Here is a 13,648-nt window from a genome sequence, read left to right as displayed (position 1 = left end):
GCGATGCCGCGCTCGTGCCCCTCTTCCCGCGGGAGAGGGCCGCGACGCTACTACAATCCGGCGCCCGCCAGTATCGCGCTGGCACCTTTCTCGGCCTCGTCGGCGAGTCCGCGGAACAGCCCGAACAGCTCGCGCCCCATGCCGCTGGCGGGGGGCGGTGCCACAGCGAGGGTGCGTGCCGCCCATTCGTCGGCGTCGACCAAGGCGGTGAGCGTGCCCGCCTCGGCGTCGACCCGGATCAGGTCGCCGTCGCGGATCAGCCCGATCGCGCCCCCACCCAGTGCCTCGGGCGAACAGTGAATCGCGCACGGAACCTTGCCGCTCGCGCCCGACATGCGCCCGTCGGTGACGAGCGCCACCTTGAAGCCGCGGTTCTGCAACACGCCCAACGGCGGGGTGAGTTTGTGCAGCTCGGGCATGCCGTTGGCGCGCGGACCCTGGAAGCGGACGACCACGACGACGTCGCGCTCCAGCTCGCCGTTGCGGAAGGCGGCGAGTACCTCGAGCTGGTCGGCGAAGACGCGGGCGGGCGCCTCGACCACCCAGCGCTCGCGCTCGACCGCGGACACCTTGATGCAGGCGCGGCCGATATTGCCCTGGAGGATGCGCATGCCGCCGTCGGGCGAAAAGGGCCGGTCGGCCGGGCGCAGGATGGTCTCGTCGCCGCTCGCCGGCACCGCCTGCCACGTCAGCTGCTCGCCCTCGATCATCGGGCGCTCGCCATAGGCGGAGAGATCGTCGCCGGCGACGGTCATCAGGTCGCGGTGGAGATAGCCGGCGCCGATCAGCTCGCGGATCACGAAGGGCATGCCGCCCGCCGCCTCGAACGCGTTCACGTCGGCCGAGCCGTTGGGATAGACCCGCGCGACGGTCGGCACCGCGGCGGAGAGCCGGTCGAAATCCTCCCAGTCGATCACGATGCCCGCGGCGCGCGCGATCGCGGGAAGATGGAGCAGGTGGTTGGTCGAGCCGCCGGTGGCGAGCAGCCCGACCGCGGCGTTGACGATCGCCTTCTCGTCGACGCAGACGCCAAGCGGGCGGTAATCGTCGCCGTGCACGCCGATCGCGGCGAGCCGGTGGACCGCGGCGCGCGTCAGCTCCTGGCGCAGCTTGGTGCCGGGATTGACGAAGGCGGCGCCCGGCATGTGCAGCCCCATCACCTCCATCATCATCTGATTGGTATTGGCGGTGCCGTAGAAGGTGCAGGTGCCCTGGGTGTGATAGGCCTGGATCTCGGCGTCGAGCAGCTCGTCGCGGGTTGCCTGGCCCTCGGCGAAGCGCTCGCGCACCGCCGCCTTGGCCTTGTTGGGCAGGCCCGAGGGCATCGGGCCGCCGGGGATCAGGATCATCGGCAGGTGGCCGAAGCGCAGCGCGCCCATCAGCAGCCCAGGCACGATCTTGTCGCAGATGCCGAGCAGAGCCGCGCCTTCGAAGGTGCCGTGGCTCAGCGCCACCGCGGTGCTGAGCGCGATCGTGTCGCGGCTGAACAGTGACAGCTCCATGCCGGCATAGCCTTGGGTGACGCCGTCGCACATCGCGGGCACGCCGCCTGCCACCTGCGCAGTGGCGCCGACCTCGCGCGCCCACACCTTCATCTGCTCGGGATAGCGGTAATAGACCGCATGCGCCGAGAGCATGTCGTTATAGGCGGTGACGAGGCCGATGTTCATCGCCTCGTGCCGCGTCGTCATCGCATCGCGGTCCTCGGGCGTGCCGGCATAGGCATGCGCGAGATTGGCGCAGCCGAGCCGCGGGCGGCCGATCCAGCCGTCACGCTCGCGCTCGATCAGCGAGAGATACGCCTGGCGGGTCGGGCGCGAGCGCTCGATGATCCGATCGGTGACGGCGCTGACGGCTGGATTCATGCTGCTACCTTCGGCTCGGGCGGGTCGTCGCGCGGCGGCGCGGTTGTGCGGCAGGGCCCTGCCGCACTCAAGTCCCGCGAGGTCGGAATACGTATGTGTGCGCTTCTCAGGCGGCCCAGTGAATGTCGACGGGCAGCTCGACGTCGGCGAGCACGCGGCCGATCGGATAGGGCGAGCCAGCGCCCTCCTTGATCGCGTCCTCGATCACCTTGCGCTTGGCGTCGCCGGTCACCGCGATCATCAGCGCGCGTGCGGTGGCGATCGCCTGGCGGCTGAGCGTGACGCGCGCCACCGGCGCCTCGGGTGGCAGCGGATCGGGCATGACGCCGAGCGCACGGCGCTCCTTCGGCCCGTTGAGCGCCTCGTCATAATCGGGGCCGGGGAAGATCGAGGCGGTGTGGCCGTCACCGCCGACGCCGAGCAGGCATAGGTCCAGCGGCCAGTGCAGGTCCTGCATCAGCGCGTCGGCGGAGCGGCCCGCCGCCTTATAGTCGTCGGTGGCCTTGGGCACGATCGGCATCACGCGCGCGCCCTTGGGTATGAAGATCTTGCCCAAAGCGGTGACGTTGGAGAGCGGGTCGCCGAGCGGGACGATACGCTCGTCGCCGGGGATGATCGTCACGCGCTTCCAGTCGAGCTTGGCTTGGGCCAGCTTCTCATAGGCGGGCAGGGGGGTCTTGCCGCCCGCCAAGGCGATCACCGCCGAGCCGCGCGCGTCGATCGCGCTCTCGACGACGAACTGGATGTCGCCCGCGACGGCGTCGGCCAGCTCGGCCGCGTCGTCATATTCCCACCATTCGATCTCGGTCATATCTCTCTCCGTCGCGACGCGTCGGGTCGCGCTGGTCGCCGCGCGGGTACGCGCCGGCAGGGTCGTCGCCCTGCTTTCGCAGGAAGTTCGGTCAGGTCAACCGAGCAATGCGGTGAGCGGGACGAGGGTCGGGGCTAAGCAACCGGTCTAGCGCGAGCCAACAACCCGGCGAACGCGGGGGGCCAGATGGGAGATGGCAGGTGGGACCCACGACAGCCTGCTCACATGGTCCCCAGCCTTCGCCGAGTCAGCGGCACGATGAGGCGACTCCCGCTCCTGCGCAGGAAGAGCCCAGAGCCACGGGCGCACCGCTCGACAACCCTGGGTTCCTGCCTGCGCAGGAACACCGAACCTCTCAGTCGTCGTGCCAGCTCACGCCGTCGCGCTCGGTCAGTGCGATCGCGCCGGCCGGGCCCCAGGTTCCCGCGGCATAATGTTTCGGCTTGGTCTGCGCCGCGGCCCAGCCGGCGCGGATCGCGTCGATCCATTTCCACTGCGCCTCGACCTCGTCGCGGCGGACGAACAAGGTCTGATCGCCCTCGATCAGATCGAGGAGCAGCCGCTCATATGCGATGCGCCGGCGCGAGCCCGCGAACTGCGCGTCGAGGCTCAAGTTGAGCGGCACCTCGCGCAGCTTGATCCCCTCTCGGTCGAGCCCCGGCTCCTTGGTCATCACCAGCAGCTGGATATATTCCTCGGGCTGGAGGCGGATGATCAGCTTGTTGGGCTGGAGCAGCCCGCCGCGTCCCGAGAACATCGAGTGCGGCACCGGCTTGAACTGGATCGCGATCTCGCTGCGGCGCTTGGCCATGCGCTTGCCGGTGCGCAGGTAGAAGGGCACGCCCTGCCAGCGCCAATTGTCGACGAACGCCTTGATCGCGACGAAGGTCTCGACGTCGCTGTCATAGCCGAGCTCGGAGTCGTAGCCGCGCACGACCTTGCCGCTGACCGCGCCCTCCTCATACTGGCCGGTGACGGTATAGCCCTGCACCTCCTCAGGCTTCATGTGGCGCAGCGAGCGGAAGACCTTGGCCTTCTCGTCGCGGATCGCGGTGCCGTCGTACAATGCCGGGGGTTCCATCGCGATCAGCGCGACCAGCTGAAGCACGTGGTTGGCCACCATGTCGCGCAGCGCCCCCGCGCCCTCGTAATAACCGGCGCGATCCTCGAGCCCCACCGTCTCGGCGATCGTGATCTGGACGTTGTCGATCCCCGTGGCATTCCAGATCGGCTCGAACATCGAGTTGCCGAAACGCAGCGCGAGGATGTTCTGCACCGTCTCCTTGCCGAGATAATGATCGATCCGGAAGATCCTGTCCTCGGGGAAGGCAGAGGCGACGGTGTCGTTGATCTCGCGGCTCGACTCGAGGTCGTAGCCGAGCGGCTTCTCCAGCCCGATCCGCACCGTGTCGCCCGCGAGGCCGACGCTCTCCAGCCCGCGCACCGCGGGCTCGAACAGCGAGGGCGCTGTGGACAGATAGATCGCCAGTCCGCTCGACACGTCGCCGATCTTGTCGGCGAGCGGCTGGAAGCTGTTCGGGTCGGACAGGTCGGCGGGCTGGAACTGGAGTCGCTGGAGGAAGCTATCGATCGCACTCGCGTCCTTGCGGTCGGCCGGCAGGAACTCGTCGAGCGCCTTGCGCGTGACGTCGCGGAAGGCGTTGTCGTCAAGGTCGCTGCGGGCCGAGCCGGTGATCGTCAGACCGGCGGGCAGCAGCCCGTCGGCGTGCAGCCCGTAAAGCGAGGGCAGCAGCATTCGCTTGGCGAGGTCGCCGGTCGCACCGAACAGCAGCAGCTTGCCCACCGGATTGCGCTCCATCTGAGTCTCCTGCGTCGCTTTCTAGAGGGTCAGACCGGCGACGGGGTCGAAGCCGGCCATGATATTGAGGTTCTGCACCGCCGCACCGGCGGCGCCCTTGCCGAGATTGTCGAGCGTGGCGATCAGCAGCGCTTGGCCGCTGGCCTGGTTGCCGACGACGCGCAGCGTCATGCGGTCGGTCCCCGCGTCGTCCTCGATCTTCACCACCGTCGCCGCCTCGTGCGCGAAGCGGACGACGCGCTCGCCGTCATAGGCGGCGGCCAGCACCTCGGACAGGTCGGTGAGCGTGGCGCGGCGGGCGAGCTGGCTGAGGTGAAGCGGCACCTGCACCACCATCCCGCGATAGGTGCGCGCCACTGCTGGCTGGAAGATCGGCGCGACAGCGAGTCCGGCGTGCCGCGTCATCTCGCCGACATGCTTGTGCGCGAGCGCCAGCGCGTAGGGGCGAAAGGCGGTGACCGCCTCGCCGCCCTCGAACTCAGCGATCATCGCCTTCCCACCGCCGGAATAGCCCGACGCGGCGTTGACGCTGAGCGGCGCGTCGGCGGCGAGCAGTCCCGCGCGCACGAGCGGTCGGACGAGCGCGAGGAAGCCGGTGGGATAGCAGCCCGGATTGGCGACCAGACGCGCCGCCGCGATGCGATCGCCCTGGTCGGGCTCCAGCTCGGCGAAGCCATAGGTCCAGTCGGCCGCGACCCGATGCGCCGTCGAGGCGTCGATCACCCGCGTGCGATCGTTGGCGATCATCGCCACCGCCTCGCGTGCGGCCTCGTCGGGGAGGCAGAGGATCACGACGTCGGCGTCGTTGAGTGCCTCGGCGCGCGCGGCGGCGTCCTTGCGGCGCGCCTCGTCGATCGTCACCACTGCGACGTCGCCACGGCCTGCGAGCCGCTCGCGGATCTCCAGCCCCGTGGTACCAGCGGCGCCGTCGATGAAGACCGAGACCGTCACGCCGCGCGCACTGTCGCGGCGTCGACATAGCCGACGAGACTGAGCTCCACCGCGATCCCCCAGGCGACGCCGCCGGTGAGGTCGAGCAGGTCGAACGCCGCGCCCGCGGGCAGCTCCGCCAGCGCCGCAGAGGCAGGGTCGCGCGATTCGCGCAACGTCGCCGCCGTGGCGAGGGCCCGGCGCAGCGGCGCGGCGTAATGCGGCGCGAAGACGCGGTCAGCGAGGCGGACGTCGGCGATGTCGGCGCGCACGGCATGGGTGCGCGGGTCGAGCGTGCGCGACCGCCCCGTCAGCGTGAAGCCGCTACGCGGTGACGTGCTGCTGCCCGACGGCGCGGGCGGGCGGGTGGTCGCCGTCACCGATGAACTGGCCGAACTCCTCAAGAAAATCTGCCCCTTCGGATGTACGCGCGACGAAGATGTTGCGCTTGTCGCTGTCGTCGCGTTGGCGGCGCAGATAGCCGAGCGCACCCAGTCTGTTCAAGGCGCGCGTCACCACGGGTTTGGAGACGTTGAGAACACGCGCCAGACCACGCACCGTGTGCGGCCCGGGCCGCAAGTAAACGACCAGGAGGAGCGCCATCTGGCGATTGGTGAGGTCGGGCTCGCCCGAGCGCACGTAATCGACCAGCGCGTTCATCCACGAACTGAGTTCGGGTTGCGCCAATGTTGCCACGTCCTCGTCCCGCTGCATCACGCCCGGTCCGTTCCGGGTTTGTGCGAGAATAACGCCCGCTTCCGCGGCTGGTTTCAGCCATGTTACGAATTAGCGAGGCGAAATCGTGCCGTTCCGGGGGCGAGCGGCGCGGTTGATCCGCGCCCGCCGCTCCCCTATGTGCCCGCCATCCGGCGTGCGCGACCTGGTCGCGCGTGCCCCTCGCTGTATCGGACCCGCGTCGCTCCCATGTTCACCTTCCTGCTCGTCGTCCAGGCCATCATCGCGGCTGCCCTCGTCACCGTGATCCTGATGCAGCGCTCGGAAGGCGGCGGCCTGACCTCGTCGGGCAGTCCGTCGGGGCTGATGTCGGCGCGCGGCGCGGCGGACTTCCTCACGCGCGCCACCTCGGTGCTGGCGGGAATCTTCGTGGTGATGAGCATCGTCCTCGCCTTCATCGCGGCGCACCGCGGTGCGGTGTCGGTCGACACCTCGCTGCAGCGGCGCGTTCCCGCGGCGCAGACCCAGCAGCCGGCGCCGACTCAGCCCGACGCCGCCGCGCAGGTCCCGCTCGCGGGTGAGCCGGCGAACGCCGCCGCGCCCGTCCCGGCGCCGGCCGACAACGGCGTGCCGCTGGCGCGCTGATCACTCCCACAGCGTCGACTCGTCGCGCGCGGCCTCACCGCGCGCTTGCCCTCGCTCGTACTATAAGGTTAGGCAGTTCGCCCCATGGCGCGGTATATCTTCATCACCGGCGGCGTGGTCTCCTCGCTCGGTAAGGGTCTCATGGCGGCGAGCCTCGCGGCGCTGCTCCAGGCGCGCGGCTATCGCGTGCGCATCCGCAAGTTCGACCCCTATCTCAACGTCGATCCGGGGACGATGAGCCCGTATCAGCACGGCGAGGTGTACGTCACCGACGACGGCGCCGAGACCGATCTCGACCTCGGCCATTACGAGCGCTTCACCGGCGTGGCGTCGCGCCAGTCGGACAACATCACCTCCGGCCGTATCTACAAGACGATCATCGAGCGCGAGCGGCGCGGCGACTATCTCGGCGCGACGGTGCAGGTTATCCCGCACGTCACCGACGCGATCAAGGCGTTCGCGCGCGCCGAGACCGACGACCTCGATTTCGTGCTGTGCGAGATCGGCGGCACGGTGGGCGACATCGAGTCGCTGCCCTTCATCGAGGCGATCCGCCAGCTCAAGAACGAGGTCGGCCGCGGCAACGCGATCTCGGTCCATGTCACGCTCGTGCCGTACATCGCCGCGGCGGGTGAGCTGAAGACCAAGCCGACGCAGCATTCGGTACGCGAGCTCGCCGCGCTCGGCGTCCAGCCCGACGTGCTGGTGTGCCGCTGCGAGAAGCCGCTCCCGGTGTCGGAGCGCGCCAAGATCGCGCTGTTCTGCAACGTGCCCGAGAGCGCGGTCATCCCCGCGCTCGACGCCGCCAGCATCTATGCGGTGCCGCTGCAATATCACGCCGAGGGGCTCGACTCGGAGGTGCTGCGCGCCTTCGGCATTACGCCCTCGTCGCCGCCCGACCTCAGCCGCTGGCAGGAGATCGTCGATCGCCTCCAGCACCCGGAGGGCGAGGTGACCGTGGGCGTGGTCGGCAAGTACGTCGGCCTGCAGGACGCCTATAAGTCGCTCAACGAGGCGCTGGTCCACGGCGGGATCGCCAATCGCGTCAAGGTCAACGTCCGCTGGATCGACGCCGAGCTGTTCGAGCACGACGACGAGGAGATCGTCAGCCAGCTCGAGCCGCTCGACGCGATCCTCGTGCCCGGCGCGTTCGGCGAGCGCGGCGCCGAAGGCAAGATCAAGTCGGTGCGGTTCGCGCGCGAGCGCGAGATCCCCTATTTCGGCATCTGCTTCGGCATGCAGATGGCGTGCATCGAGGGCGCGCGCGACCTCGCCGGCATCGCCGAGGCCTCGTCGACCGAGTTCGGTCCGACCGAGCAGCCCGTCGTCGGCCTGATCACCGAGTGGATGGGCCGTGACGGGCTCGAGCAGCGCGAGGCGCAGGGCGATCTCGGCGGTACGATGCGGCTCGGCGCCTATGACGCGACGCTCGCGGGCAACAGCGTGGTCGCCTCCATCTACGGCGACACGCAGATCTCCGAGCGGCATCGGCACCGCTACGAGGTCAACACCGGCTATCGCGAGGCGCTGGAAAAGGGTGGGCTGGTGTTCTCGGGCATGTCGCCCGACGGTACCTTGCCCGAGATCGTCGAGCGCCCCGACCACCCGTGGTTCGTCGGCGTCCAGTTCCACCCGGAGCTGAAGAGCAAGCCGTTCGATCCGCACCCGCTGTTCGCCAGCTTCATCGAGGCCGCGCTCAAGCAGAGCCGGCTAGTGTAGGGGTGCGACGACCGCTCCGGCGAGCGGTCGTCTTATAATTGAGGCAGCGGAACCGCAGCCGGGTGGCGGCGCGGTCAACGGAGCTCGCCTCTGATGGATCAGTTACGCATCGCGCCCAGGCTCGTCCTGTCGTACGCGGTGATCTTCGTCGTCATGCTGGGGATCAACCTGCTCGCGCTCGCCAACGTGAGCCGCATCGACGCGATTGCGGAAGATATCGGCGTTCACCGCCGCCACAATTATGAATCAGCCTCGGCCATGGCGCTCGCGGCCACGCAATATCGGCTGGGCGAGGCCACATTGGCAGCGGCGCGCGACGGTGCTGAGGTGACCGCGGCGGCACAGGACCTTGCCGAGCGCGCGCGTGCGGTGGAGACGCGGGTCGCGGAGCTCGACGGCCGGCTGCGTTCACCGGTGACACAGGGCCTGTTGCGCGAGTTCGCGCACGACTGGTCGACCTATCGCGCGTCCGGAGCGAACCAGTTCCGCCGTGTCGGGGCGCCGGGGCTGGCGACGTTCCGCGCGCGCGCGCCGGCCTTCTCCGATGTCGAGCGGGATGCCAACCGCTTGCTGGTGCAGCAGTCGGGTTCGCTCGATAACGGCGTGGCCACCGCGCGCTCGCTCGTCGACGCGGCGCGAACGATCACGTTCGTGGCGATGGCGCTGACCGCGCTGCTCGTGATCGCGCTGCTGATGATGCTCATCCGTGGCATTGCTCGCCCGCTCGATGTCGTGACCAACGGGCTGTTGCAGCTCGCTGATGGCGACCTCGGCGTCGAGATCGCGGGGGCGGGGCGCGGCGACGAGGTCGGCGACGTCGCCGCCGCCGCGATCAAGCTGCGCGACCGGCTGCTCGCCGCCGAGCAGGAGAAGGTGCGCCAGACCGCACTGATCGTCACCAGCGTGGGCGCGGGGCTCGACTCGCTGGCGCGCGGCGATCTGACGACCCGCGTCGACACCGAGCTGGAGGGCGCGTTCGGCAAGCTGCGCACCGACTTCAACGATGCGATCGAGGCGTTGGCAGCGGTGCTCGCGGCGGTGCAGGCGAGTGCCGCCGGGATCAGCGAGGGCGCCGACGAGATCCTGCAGGCGAGCGACGACCTGTCGCTCCGTACCGAGAAACATGCCGCCGGCCTGGAGCAGACCTCGGCGGCGATGCAGCAGATCACCGAGACGGTGCGCCAGACCGCCGAGGGCGTCTCGCGCGTCAACGGCGTGGTGGTGGAGACGCGCGGCGATGCCGAGCGCTCGGGCGAGGTGGTGCGCCGCGCGGTCGAGGCAATGAGCGGGATCGAGCGCGCCTCGCACGAGATCGGCGACATCATCAGCGTGATCGACGGCATCGCCTTCCAGACCAACCTGCTCGCGCTCAACGCGGGCGTGGAGGCGGCGCGTGCGGGCGACGCCGGCCGCGGCTTCGCGGTGGTGGCGCAGGAGGTGCGGGCGCTGGCGCAGCGCTCGGCCGACGCCGCGCGCGACGTCAAGAAGCGCATCGGCGCCTCGACCGAGCAGGTCGGCGCGGGCGCCAAGCTGGTGGTGGAGGCGGGCAACGCGCTGACCCGGATCATCGCGCGGGTCGGCGAGATCGGCGCGCTGGTGGCGCAGATCGCCGAGGCGGCCGACCAGCAGTCGACTGGGCTCGTGCAGGTGAGCAAGGCGATCGCCGAGATGGACGGCGTCACCCAGCAGAACGCCGCCATGGTGGAGGAAACGACGGCCGCGGCGCGCGCTCTCGCGGGCGAGGCGGACGCGCTAGCCCAGGAGGTCGCGTGTTTCCTGCTCGACCGCTCCGCGCCGACCCGCGCCGGCCTGCCGCGCCACCGCCAGATCGAGGCTCCCGCGCGTCGCCTGCCCAAGCCCGCGCCGCGGCTCGGCCATGCTCCGCGCGGGCAAGGGGGTGAGGATGACGGCGCCCTACGTGCCGAGTGAGTCTATAAGGGAAAGGCGCCCGGACCTGTCGGCCCGGACGCCCCCACCGGCGCCTCGAAAGGGAGCAAAGAGACGCCGATCCCGCTCGCGCGGCTGACCCTTACGCGGCGCGCGCCGCGTCGGTGGCCTTGTCCTCCACCGCGGTGAGCTGCGGGCCGGTCTTGATCGCGATCGACTTCGGCTTCATCGCCTCAGGCACCTCGCGGACCAGATCGATCACCAGCAGCCCGTCGTTCAGCCGCGCGTCCTCCACGAAAACGAAGTCGGCCAGCTCAAACCGCCGCTCGAAGCTGCGGTTGGCGATGCCGAGGTGGAGAAACTGCGCATTCTCCGCCCGATCGTCCTTCTTGCCGGCCACCTGCAGCAGGTTCTGCTGCGCGGTGATCTCGATCTCGTCGCGGCTGAAGCCGGCAACGGCCAGCGTGATGCGGTAGCGGTCGTCGGCGACTCGCTCCAGGTTGAACGGCGGATAGTTCTCGGATGCGCCGCGCGCATTCGCCTCGATCATGTCGAACAGACGATCAAAGCCAATGGTCGAGCGGCGGTAGGGAGTAAGGTCGAAACGCATGTTCAAATCCTCCGATGAGCTATTTGAAGCAAGGCGCCCGGTCATCCGCAGCGCCTTTGTCCGTGCGGCCCGGCCAGCGGCACCGCACGCTAGCTAAATGGGAGCAGCACGAAGCGTTTCAAGTCCCCCTGATACTCCTACTTCGTTGATGGACTATGCGGGATCGGCGATGCAGGATGATGTCGAGGTAAACAGGGGGGAATTCGATGTCGCTCACGCTCGCGCTGCTACTGGCGCAGGCCGCCGTACCGTCCGCCGCGGCCGATCAGGCGGTTGGTGCGCCCGCCGCTGCGGCACCGTCGCAGGACGATGCCGTGGTGCGCGGGACGGTCGACGGCAGCGGTGACAACGAGCGCGGTCGGCTCGGCCCGGCGCAGCAGGGCGGGGGCGACATCGTCGTCACCGCGCGGCGTCGCGCCGAGAGCGTGCAGCGCGTGCCGCTCGCGGTGTCGGTAATCGGCGGCACCGCGCTGGCGGAGACGGGCGCGTACAATGTCAGCCGGCTGACGCAGATCCAGCCGACGCTGCAATTCTACTCGACCAACCCGCGCAACTCGGCCGCCAACATCCGCGGCCTGGGCGCCCCGTTCGGCCTCACCAACGACGGGATCGAGCAAGGCGTCGGCATCTATGTCGACCAAGTCTATTACTCGCGCATCGCCTCGGCCACCTTCGACTTCACCGACACCGAGCGAATCGAGATCCTGCGCGGACCGCAGGGCACGCTCTACGGCAAGAACACCACCGCGGGCGCAATCAACATCACCACGAGGCGACCGAGCTTCACGCCCGAGGCACGGGTGGAGCTCACCGCAGGCAACCTCGAGTTCCTCCAGGCCAAGGCCTCTGCCTCGGGTCCGCTGATCGGCGACACGCTGGCGATCCGACTGTCGGCCTCGGTGACATCGCGACGCGGCACGATCTACAACACGCGTACCGGCGCCTATGTAAACGCGCAGGACAATCGCAGCTTGCGCGGGCAGCTCTTCTGGCAGGCGGCGTCCAACCTCGATCTCACGCTCGCCGGCGACTACAACCACCAGGATCCGGAATGCTGCGCGCAGATCTTCGCGCGAGTCGGCCGCACGCAGCGGCCGCTCGCGCGGCAATATGAGGCGCTCGCCGCCGCCTTCGGCTACGCGCCGCCGTCGCGCAACGCCTTCGACCGGCTCACGGACCTGGACACACCCTTGCGCGCGCGCCAGGAGCTGGGCGGCGCGTCCTTGGTGGCCAACTGGGACGTCGGCGCGGCAACGCTCACCTCGGTTTCCGCGTGGCGCTTCTGGGATTGGGATCCCTCGAACGACCGCGACTTCATCGGCCTGCCGATCACCACGGTGTCGGCCAACCCGTCGCAGCAGAAGCAGGTGAGCCAGGAGCTGCGCGTCGCCTCGAACGGGCAGCACCGCGTCGATTATGTCGCCGGCCTTTTCTACTTCCGCCAGACGATCGACACGCAGGGGCTCCAGGTACAGGGGCCGGCGGCGAGCCGTTGGCTGCTCAATCCGGGTGACCCGCCGTTCGGCGCCAACGGCTGCGCGCGCCCGAGCAGCGCGGCCTGCAACCCGGCGATCCTCGACGGGCTGACCGCGCGCAACACGATCGGCTTCACCAACACCTCCGCCGCGGCGTTCGGGAAGCTCACCTGGCATCTCGGCGACAGCTTCTCGATCGCGCCCGGCGTGCGCGTCAACTATGACAAGAAGCGCGGCTCCTATGTCTCGGTGGTGACGACGGGCAGCGGCTCGACCACGCTGACCAGCGATCAGGGCGGCGTTCTCGCGCCGCAGAGCTACGCGCCCGACTTCGACAATTGGAACGTCTCGGGTGACATCACCGCGGCCTGGGACATCGCCGCCGACGTCCACGGCTATGCCACCTACGCGCGCAGCTACAAGTCGGGCGGGATCAACCTCTCGGGTCTGCCGCTGGACGCCGGTAACAATCCTATCCTCAGCGCCGCGACGGTGCAGCCCGAGAAGGTCAATCACTATGAGCTGGGGCTCAAGACCCAGTTCCTCGATCGCCGCGCGACGGTGAATCTGGCCGCTTTCTGGACCGACATCTCGGACTATCAGGCGACCGTCACCAACGGCCAGCTCGGCGTGCTGCGCGGCTATCTCGCCAATGCGGGCAAGGTGCGGACGCGCGGCGTCGAGCTCGACTCGGCGTTCCGCCCGACCACGCGTCTCAACGTCTACGCCAACGCGGCCTATACCGACGCCAAATACGTCGACTTCACCGACGCGCCGTGCCCGCCCGAGCTGTCGGGCGGCACGAGCAGTCCGGCCAACTGCGACATCTCGGGCCAGCGTTTGCCCGGCATCTCGAAATGGGCCTTCTCCTACGGTGCCGAATATGCGGTACCGGTGACGCTGGGGGGCGAGGGCGGCAACGTCTATCTCGGCTATGACGGCAGCTATCGCTCCGATTTCTCGAGCAACCCGTCGGAGTCGATCTACACCAACATCGATGGCTATTCGATCTCGAACGTGCGGCTGGGCTATCGCAGCGACCGCGGCCTCAACGCGTTCCTGTGGCTGCGCAACGCCTTCGACCAGGATTATTACGAGCTGCTGGCGACCCAGTCGGGCAACACCGGGCTGGTGGTCGGCCAGCCGGGCGATCCGCGCACTTATGGTGTGACGGTCTCGGCGAACTTCTGAGCGATGGCGCGCCACGGCGAA

At 69.1% G+C, this 13,648-nt stretch carries 11 protein-coding genes; 4 read left to right on the top strand and 7 right to left on the bottom strand.

What is annotated here, in order from left to right; all coding sequences use genetic code 11:
* Positions 1-50: 50 nt before the first annotated feature.
* The 6 genes from edd to FHY02_RS04315 all read right to left on the bottom strand — a co-directional run bounded on the left by edd (position 51) and on the right by FHY02_RS04315 (position 6,085).
* Positions 51-1,865 carry a phosphogluconate dehydratase gene (gene edd / locus FHY02_RS04340; RefSeq protein WP_183920646.1) on the bottom strand — a complete coding sequence of 605 codons (1,815 nt, stop codon included), beginning with the start codon at positions 1,863-1,865 and terminating at the stop codon, positions 51-53.
* 106 nt (positions 1,866-1,971) lie between these two features.
* On the bottom strand, positions 1,972-2,676 hold the full coding sequence (pgl, locus tag FHY02_RS04335) for a 6-phosphogluconolactonase (protein WP_183920645.1): 705 nt from the start codon (positions 2,674-2,676) through the stop codon (positions 1,972-1,974).
* 355 nt (positions 2,677-3,031) lie between these two features.
* Positions 3,032-4,495: a glucose-6-phosphate dehydrogenase gene (gene zwf, locus FHY02_RS04330; RefSeq protein ID WP_183920644.1), complete on the bottom strand. Its 1,464-nt coding sequence runs from the start codon at positions 4,493-4,495 to the stop codon at positions 3,032-3,034.
* Positions 4,496-4,516: 21 nt separating this feature from the next.
* The gene (gene argC, locus FHY02_RS04325) at positions 4,517-5,446 is read right to left on the bottom strand and encodes an N-acetyl-gamma-glutamyl-phosphate reductase (RefSeq protein ID WP_183920643.1); all 930 of its coding nucleotides are present in this window, start codon (positions 5,444-5,446) and stop codon (positions 4,517-4,519) included.
* Entirely contained in the window at positions 5,443-5,805 is a 363-nt protein-coding gene (locus FHY02_RS04320; RefSeq protein WP_311721336.1) for an SH3 domain-containing protein, read from the bottom strand. The genes argC and FHY02_RS04320 overlap by 4 nt, the downstream gene beginning before the upstream one ends.
* Entirely contained in the window at positions 5,750-6,085 is a 336-nt protein-coding gene (locus FHY02_RS04315; RefSeq protein WP_132908177.1) for a MarR family transcriptional regulator, read from the bottom strand. The genes FHY02_RS04320 and FHY02_RS04315 overlap by 56 nt, the downstream gene beginning before the upstream one ends.
* Positions 6,086-6,349: 264 nt before the next feature.
* Between FHY02_RS04315 and secG the strand changes: the two genes are divergently transcribed.
* The 3 genes from secG (at position 6,350) to FHY02_RS04300 (ending at position 10,393) form a co-directional block, all read left to right on the top strand.
* The gene (gene secG, locus FHY02_RS04310) at positions 6,350-6,745 is read left to right on the top strand and encodes a preprotein translocase subunit SecG (RefSeq protein ID WP_183920642.1); all 396 of its coding nucleotides are present in this window, start codon (positions 6,350-6,352) and stop codon (positions 6,743-6,745) included.
* A gap of 84 nt (positions 6,746-6,829) precedes the next feature.
* Entirely contained in the window at positions 6,830-8,464 is a 1,635-nt protein-coding gene (locus FHY02_RS04305; protein WP_183920641.1) for a CTP synthase, read from the top strand.
* 93 nt (positions 8,465-8,557) lie between these two features.
* On the top strand, positions 8,558-10,393 hold the full coding sequence (locus FHY02_RS04300) for a methyl-accepting chemotaxis protein (protein ID WP_221190043.1): 1,836 nt from the start codon (positions 8,558-8,560) through the stop codon (positions 10,391-10,393).
* A gap of 100 nt (positions 10,394-10,493) precedes the next feature.
* Here FHY02_RS04300 and FHY02_RS04295 read toward each other — a convergent pair whose 3' ends face one another.
* On the bottom strand, positions 10,494-10,961 hold the full coding sequence (locus FHY02_RS04295; RefSeq protein ID WP_183920640.1) for an Hsp20 family protein: 468 nt from the start codon (positions 10,959-10,961) through the stop codon (positions 10,494-10,496).
* Positions 10,962-11,167: 206 nt separating this feature from the next.
* Between FHY02_RS04295 and FHY02_RS04290 the strand changes: the two genes are divergently transcribed.
* On the top strand, positions 11,168-13,627 hold the full coding sequence (locus FHY02_RS04290; protein WP_183920639.1) for a TonB-dependent receptor: 2,460 nt from the start codon (positions 11,168-11,170) through the stop codon (positions 13,625-13,627).
* Positions 13,628-13,648 lie beyond the last annotated feature (21 nt).

Origin of the sequence: Sphingomonas sp. BK069, assembly GCF_014193405.1 — a bacterium.
In the GTDB taxonomy this organism is placed as follows: domain Bacteria; phylum Pseudomonadota; class Alphaproteobacteria; order Sphingomonadales; family Sphingomonadaceae; genus Sphingomonas.
The sequence above is the reverse complement of the archived record's forward strand: the minus strand, read 5'-3'. Positions and strand labels throughout refer to the sequence as shown.

Coding starts and splice junctions, on each gene's coding strand:
- edd (WP_183920646.1), bottom strand. CDS start 1,865: ATGAATCCAGCCGTCAGCGCCGTCACCGATCGGATCATCGAGCGCTCG.
- pgl (WP_183920645.1), bottom strand. CDS start 2,676: ATGACCGAGATCGAATGGTGGGAATATGACGACGCGGCCGAGCTGGCC.
- zwf (WP_183920644.1), bottom strand. CDS start 4,495: ATGGAGCGCAATCCGGTGGGCAAGCTGCTGCTGTTCGGTGCGACCGGC.
- FHY02_RS04315 (WP_132908177.1), bottom strand. CDS start 6,085: ATGAACGCGCTGGTCGATTACGTGCGCTCGGGCGAGCCCGACCTCACC.
- secG (WP_183920642.1), top strand. CDS start 6,350: ATGTTCACCTTCCTGCTCGTCGTCCAGGCCATCATCGCGGCTGCCCTC.
- FHY02_RS04305 (WP_183920641.1), top strand. CDS start 6,830: ATGGCGCGGTATATCTTCATCACCGGCGGCGTGGTCTCCTCGCTCGGT.
- FHY02_RS04300 (WP_221190043.1), top strand. CDS start 8,558: ATGGATCAGTTACGCATCGCGCCCAGGCTCGTCCTGTCGTACGCGGTG.
- FHY02_RS04295 (WP_183920640.1), bottom strand. CDS start 10,961: ATGCGTTTCGACCTTACTCCCTACCGCCGCTCGACCATTGGCTTTGAT.
- FHY02_RS04290 (WP_183920639.1), top strand. CDS start 11,168: ATGTCGCTCACGCTCGCGCTGCTACTGGCGCAGGCCGCCGTACCGTCC.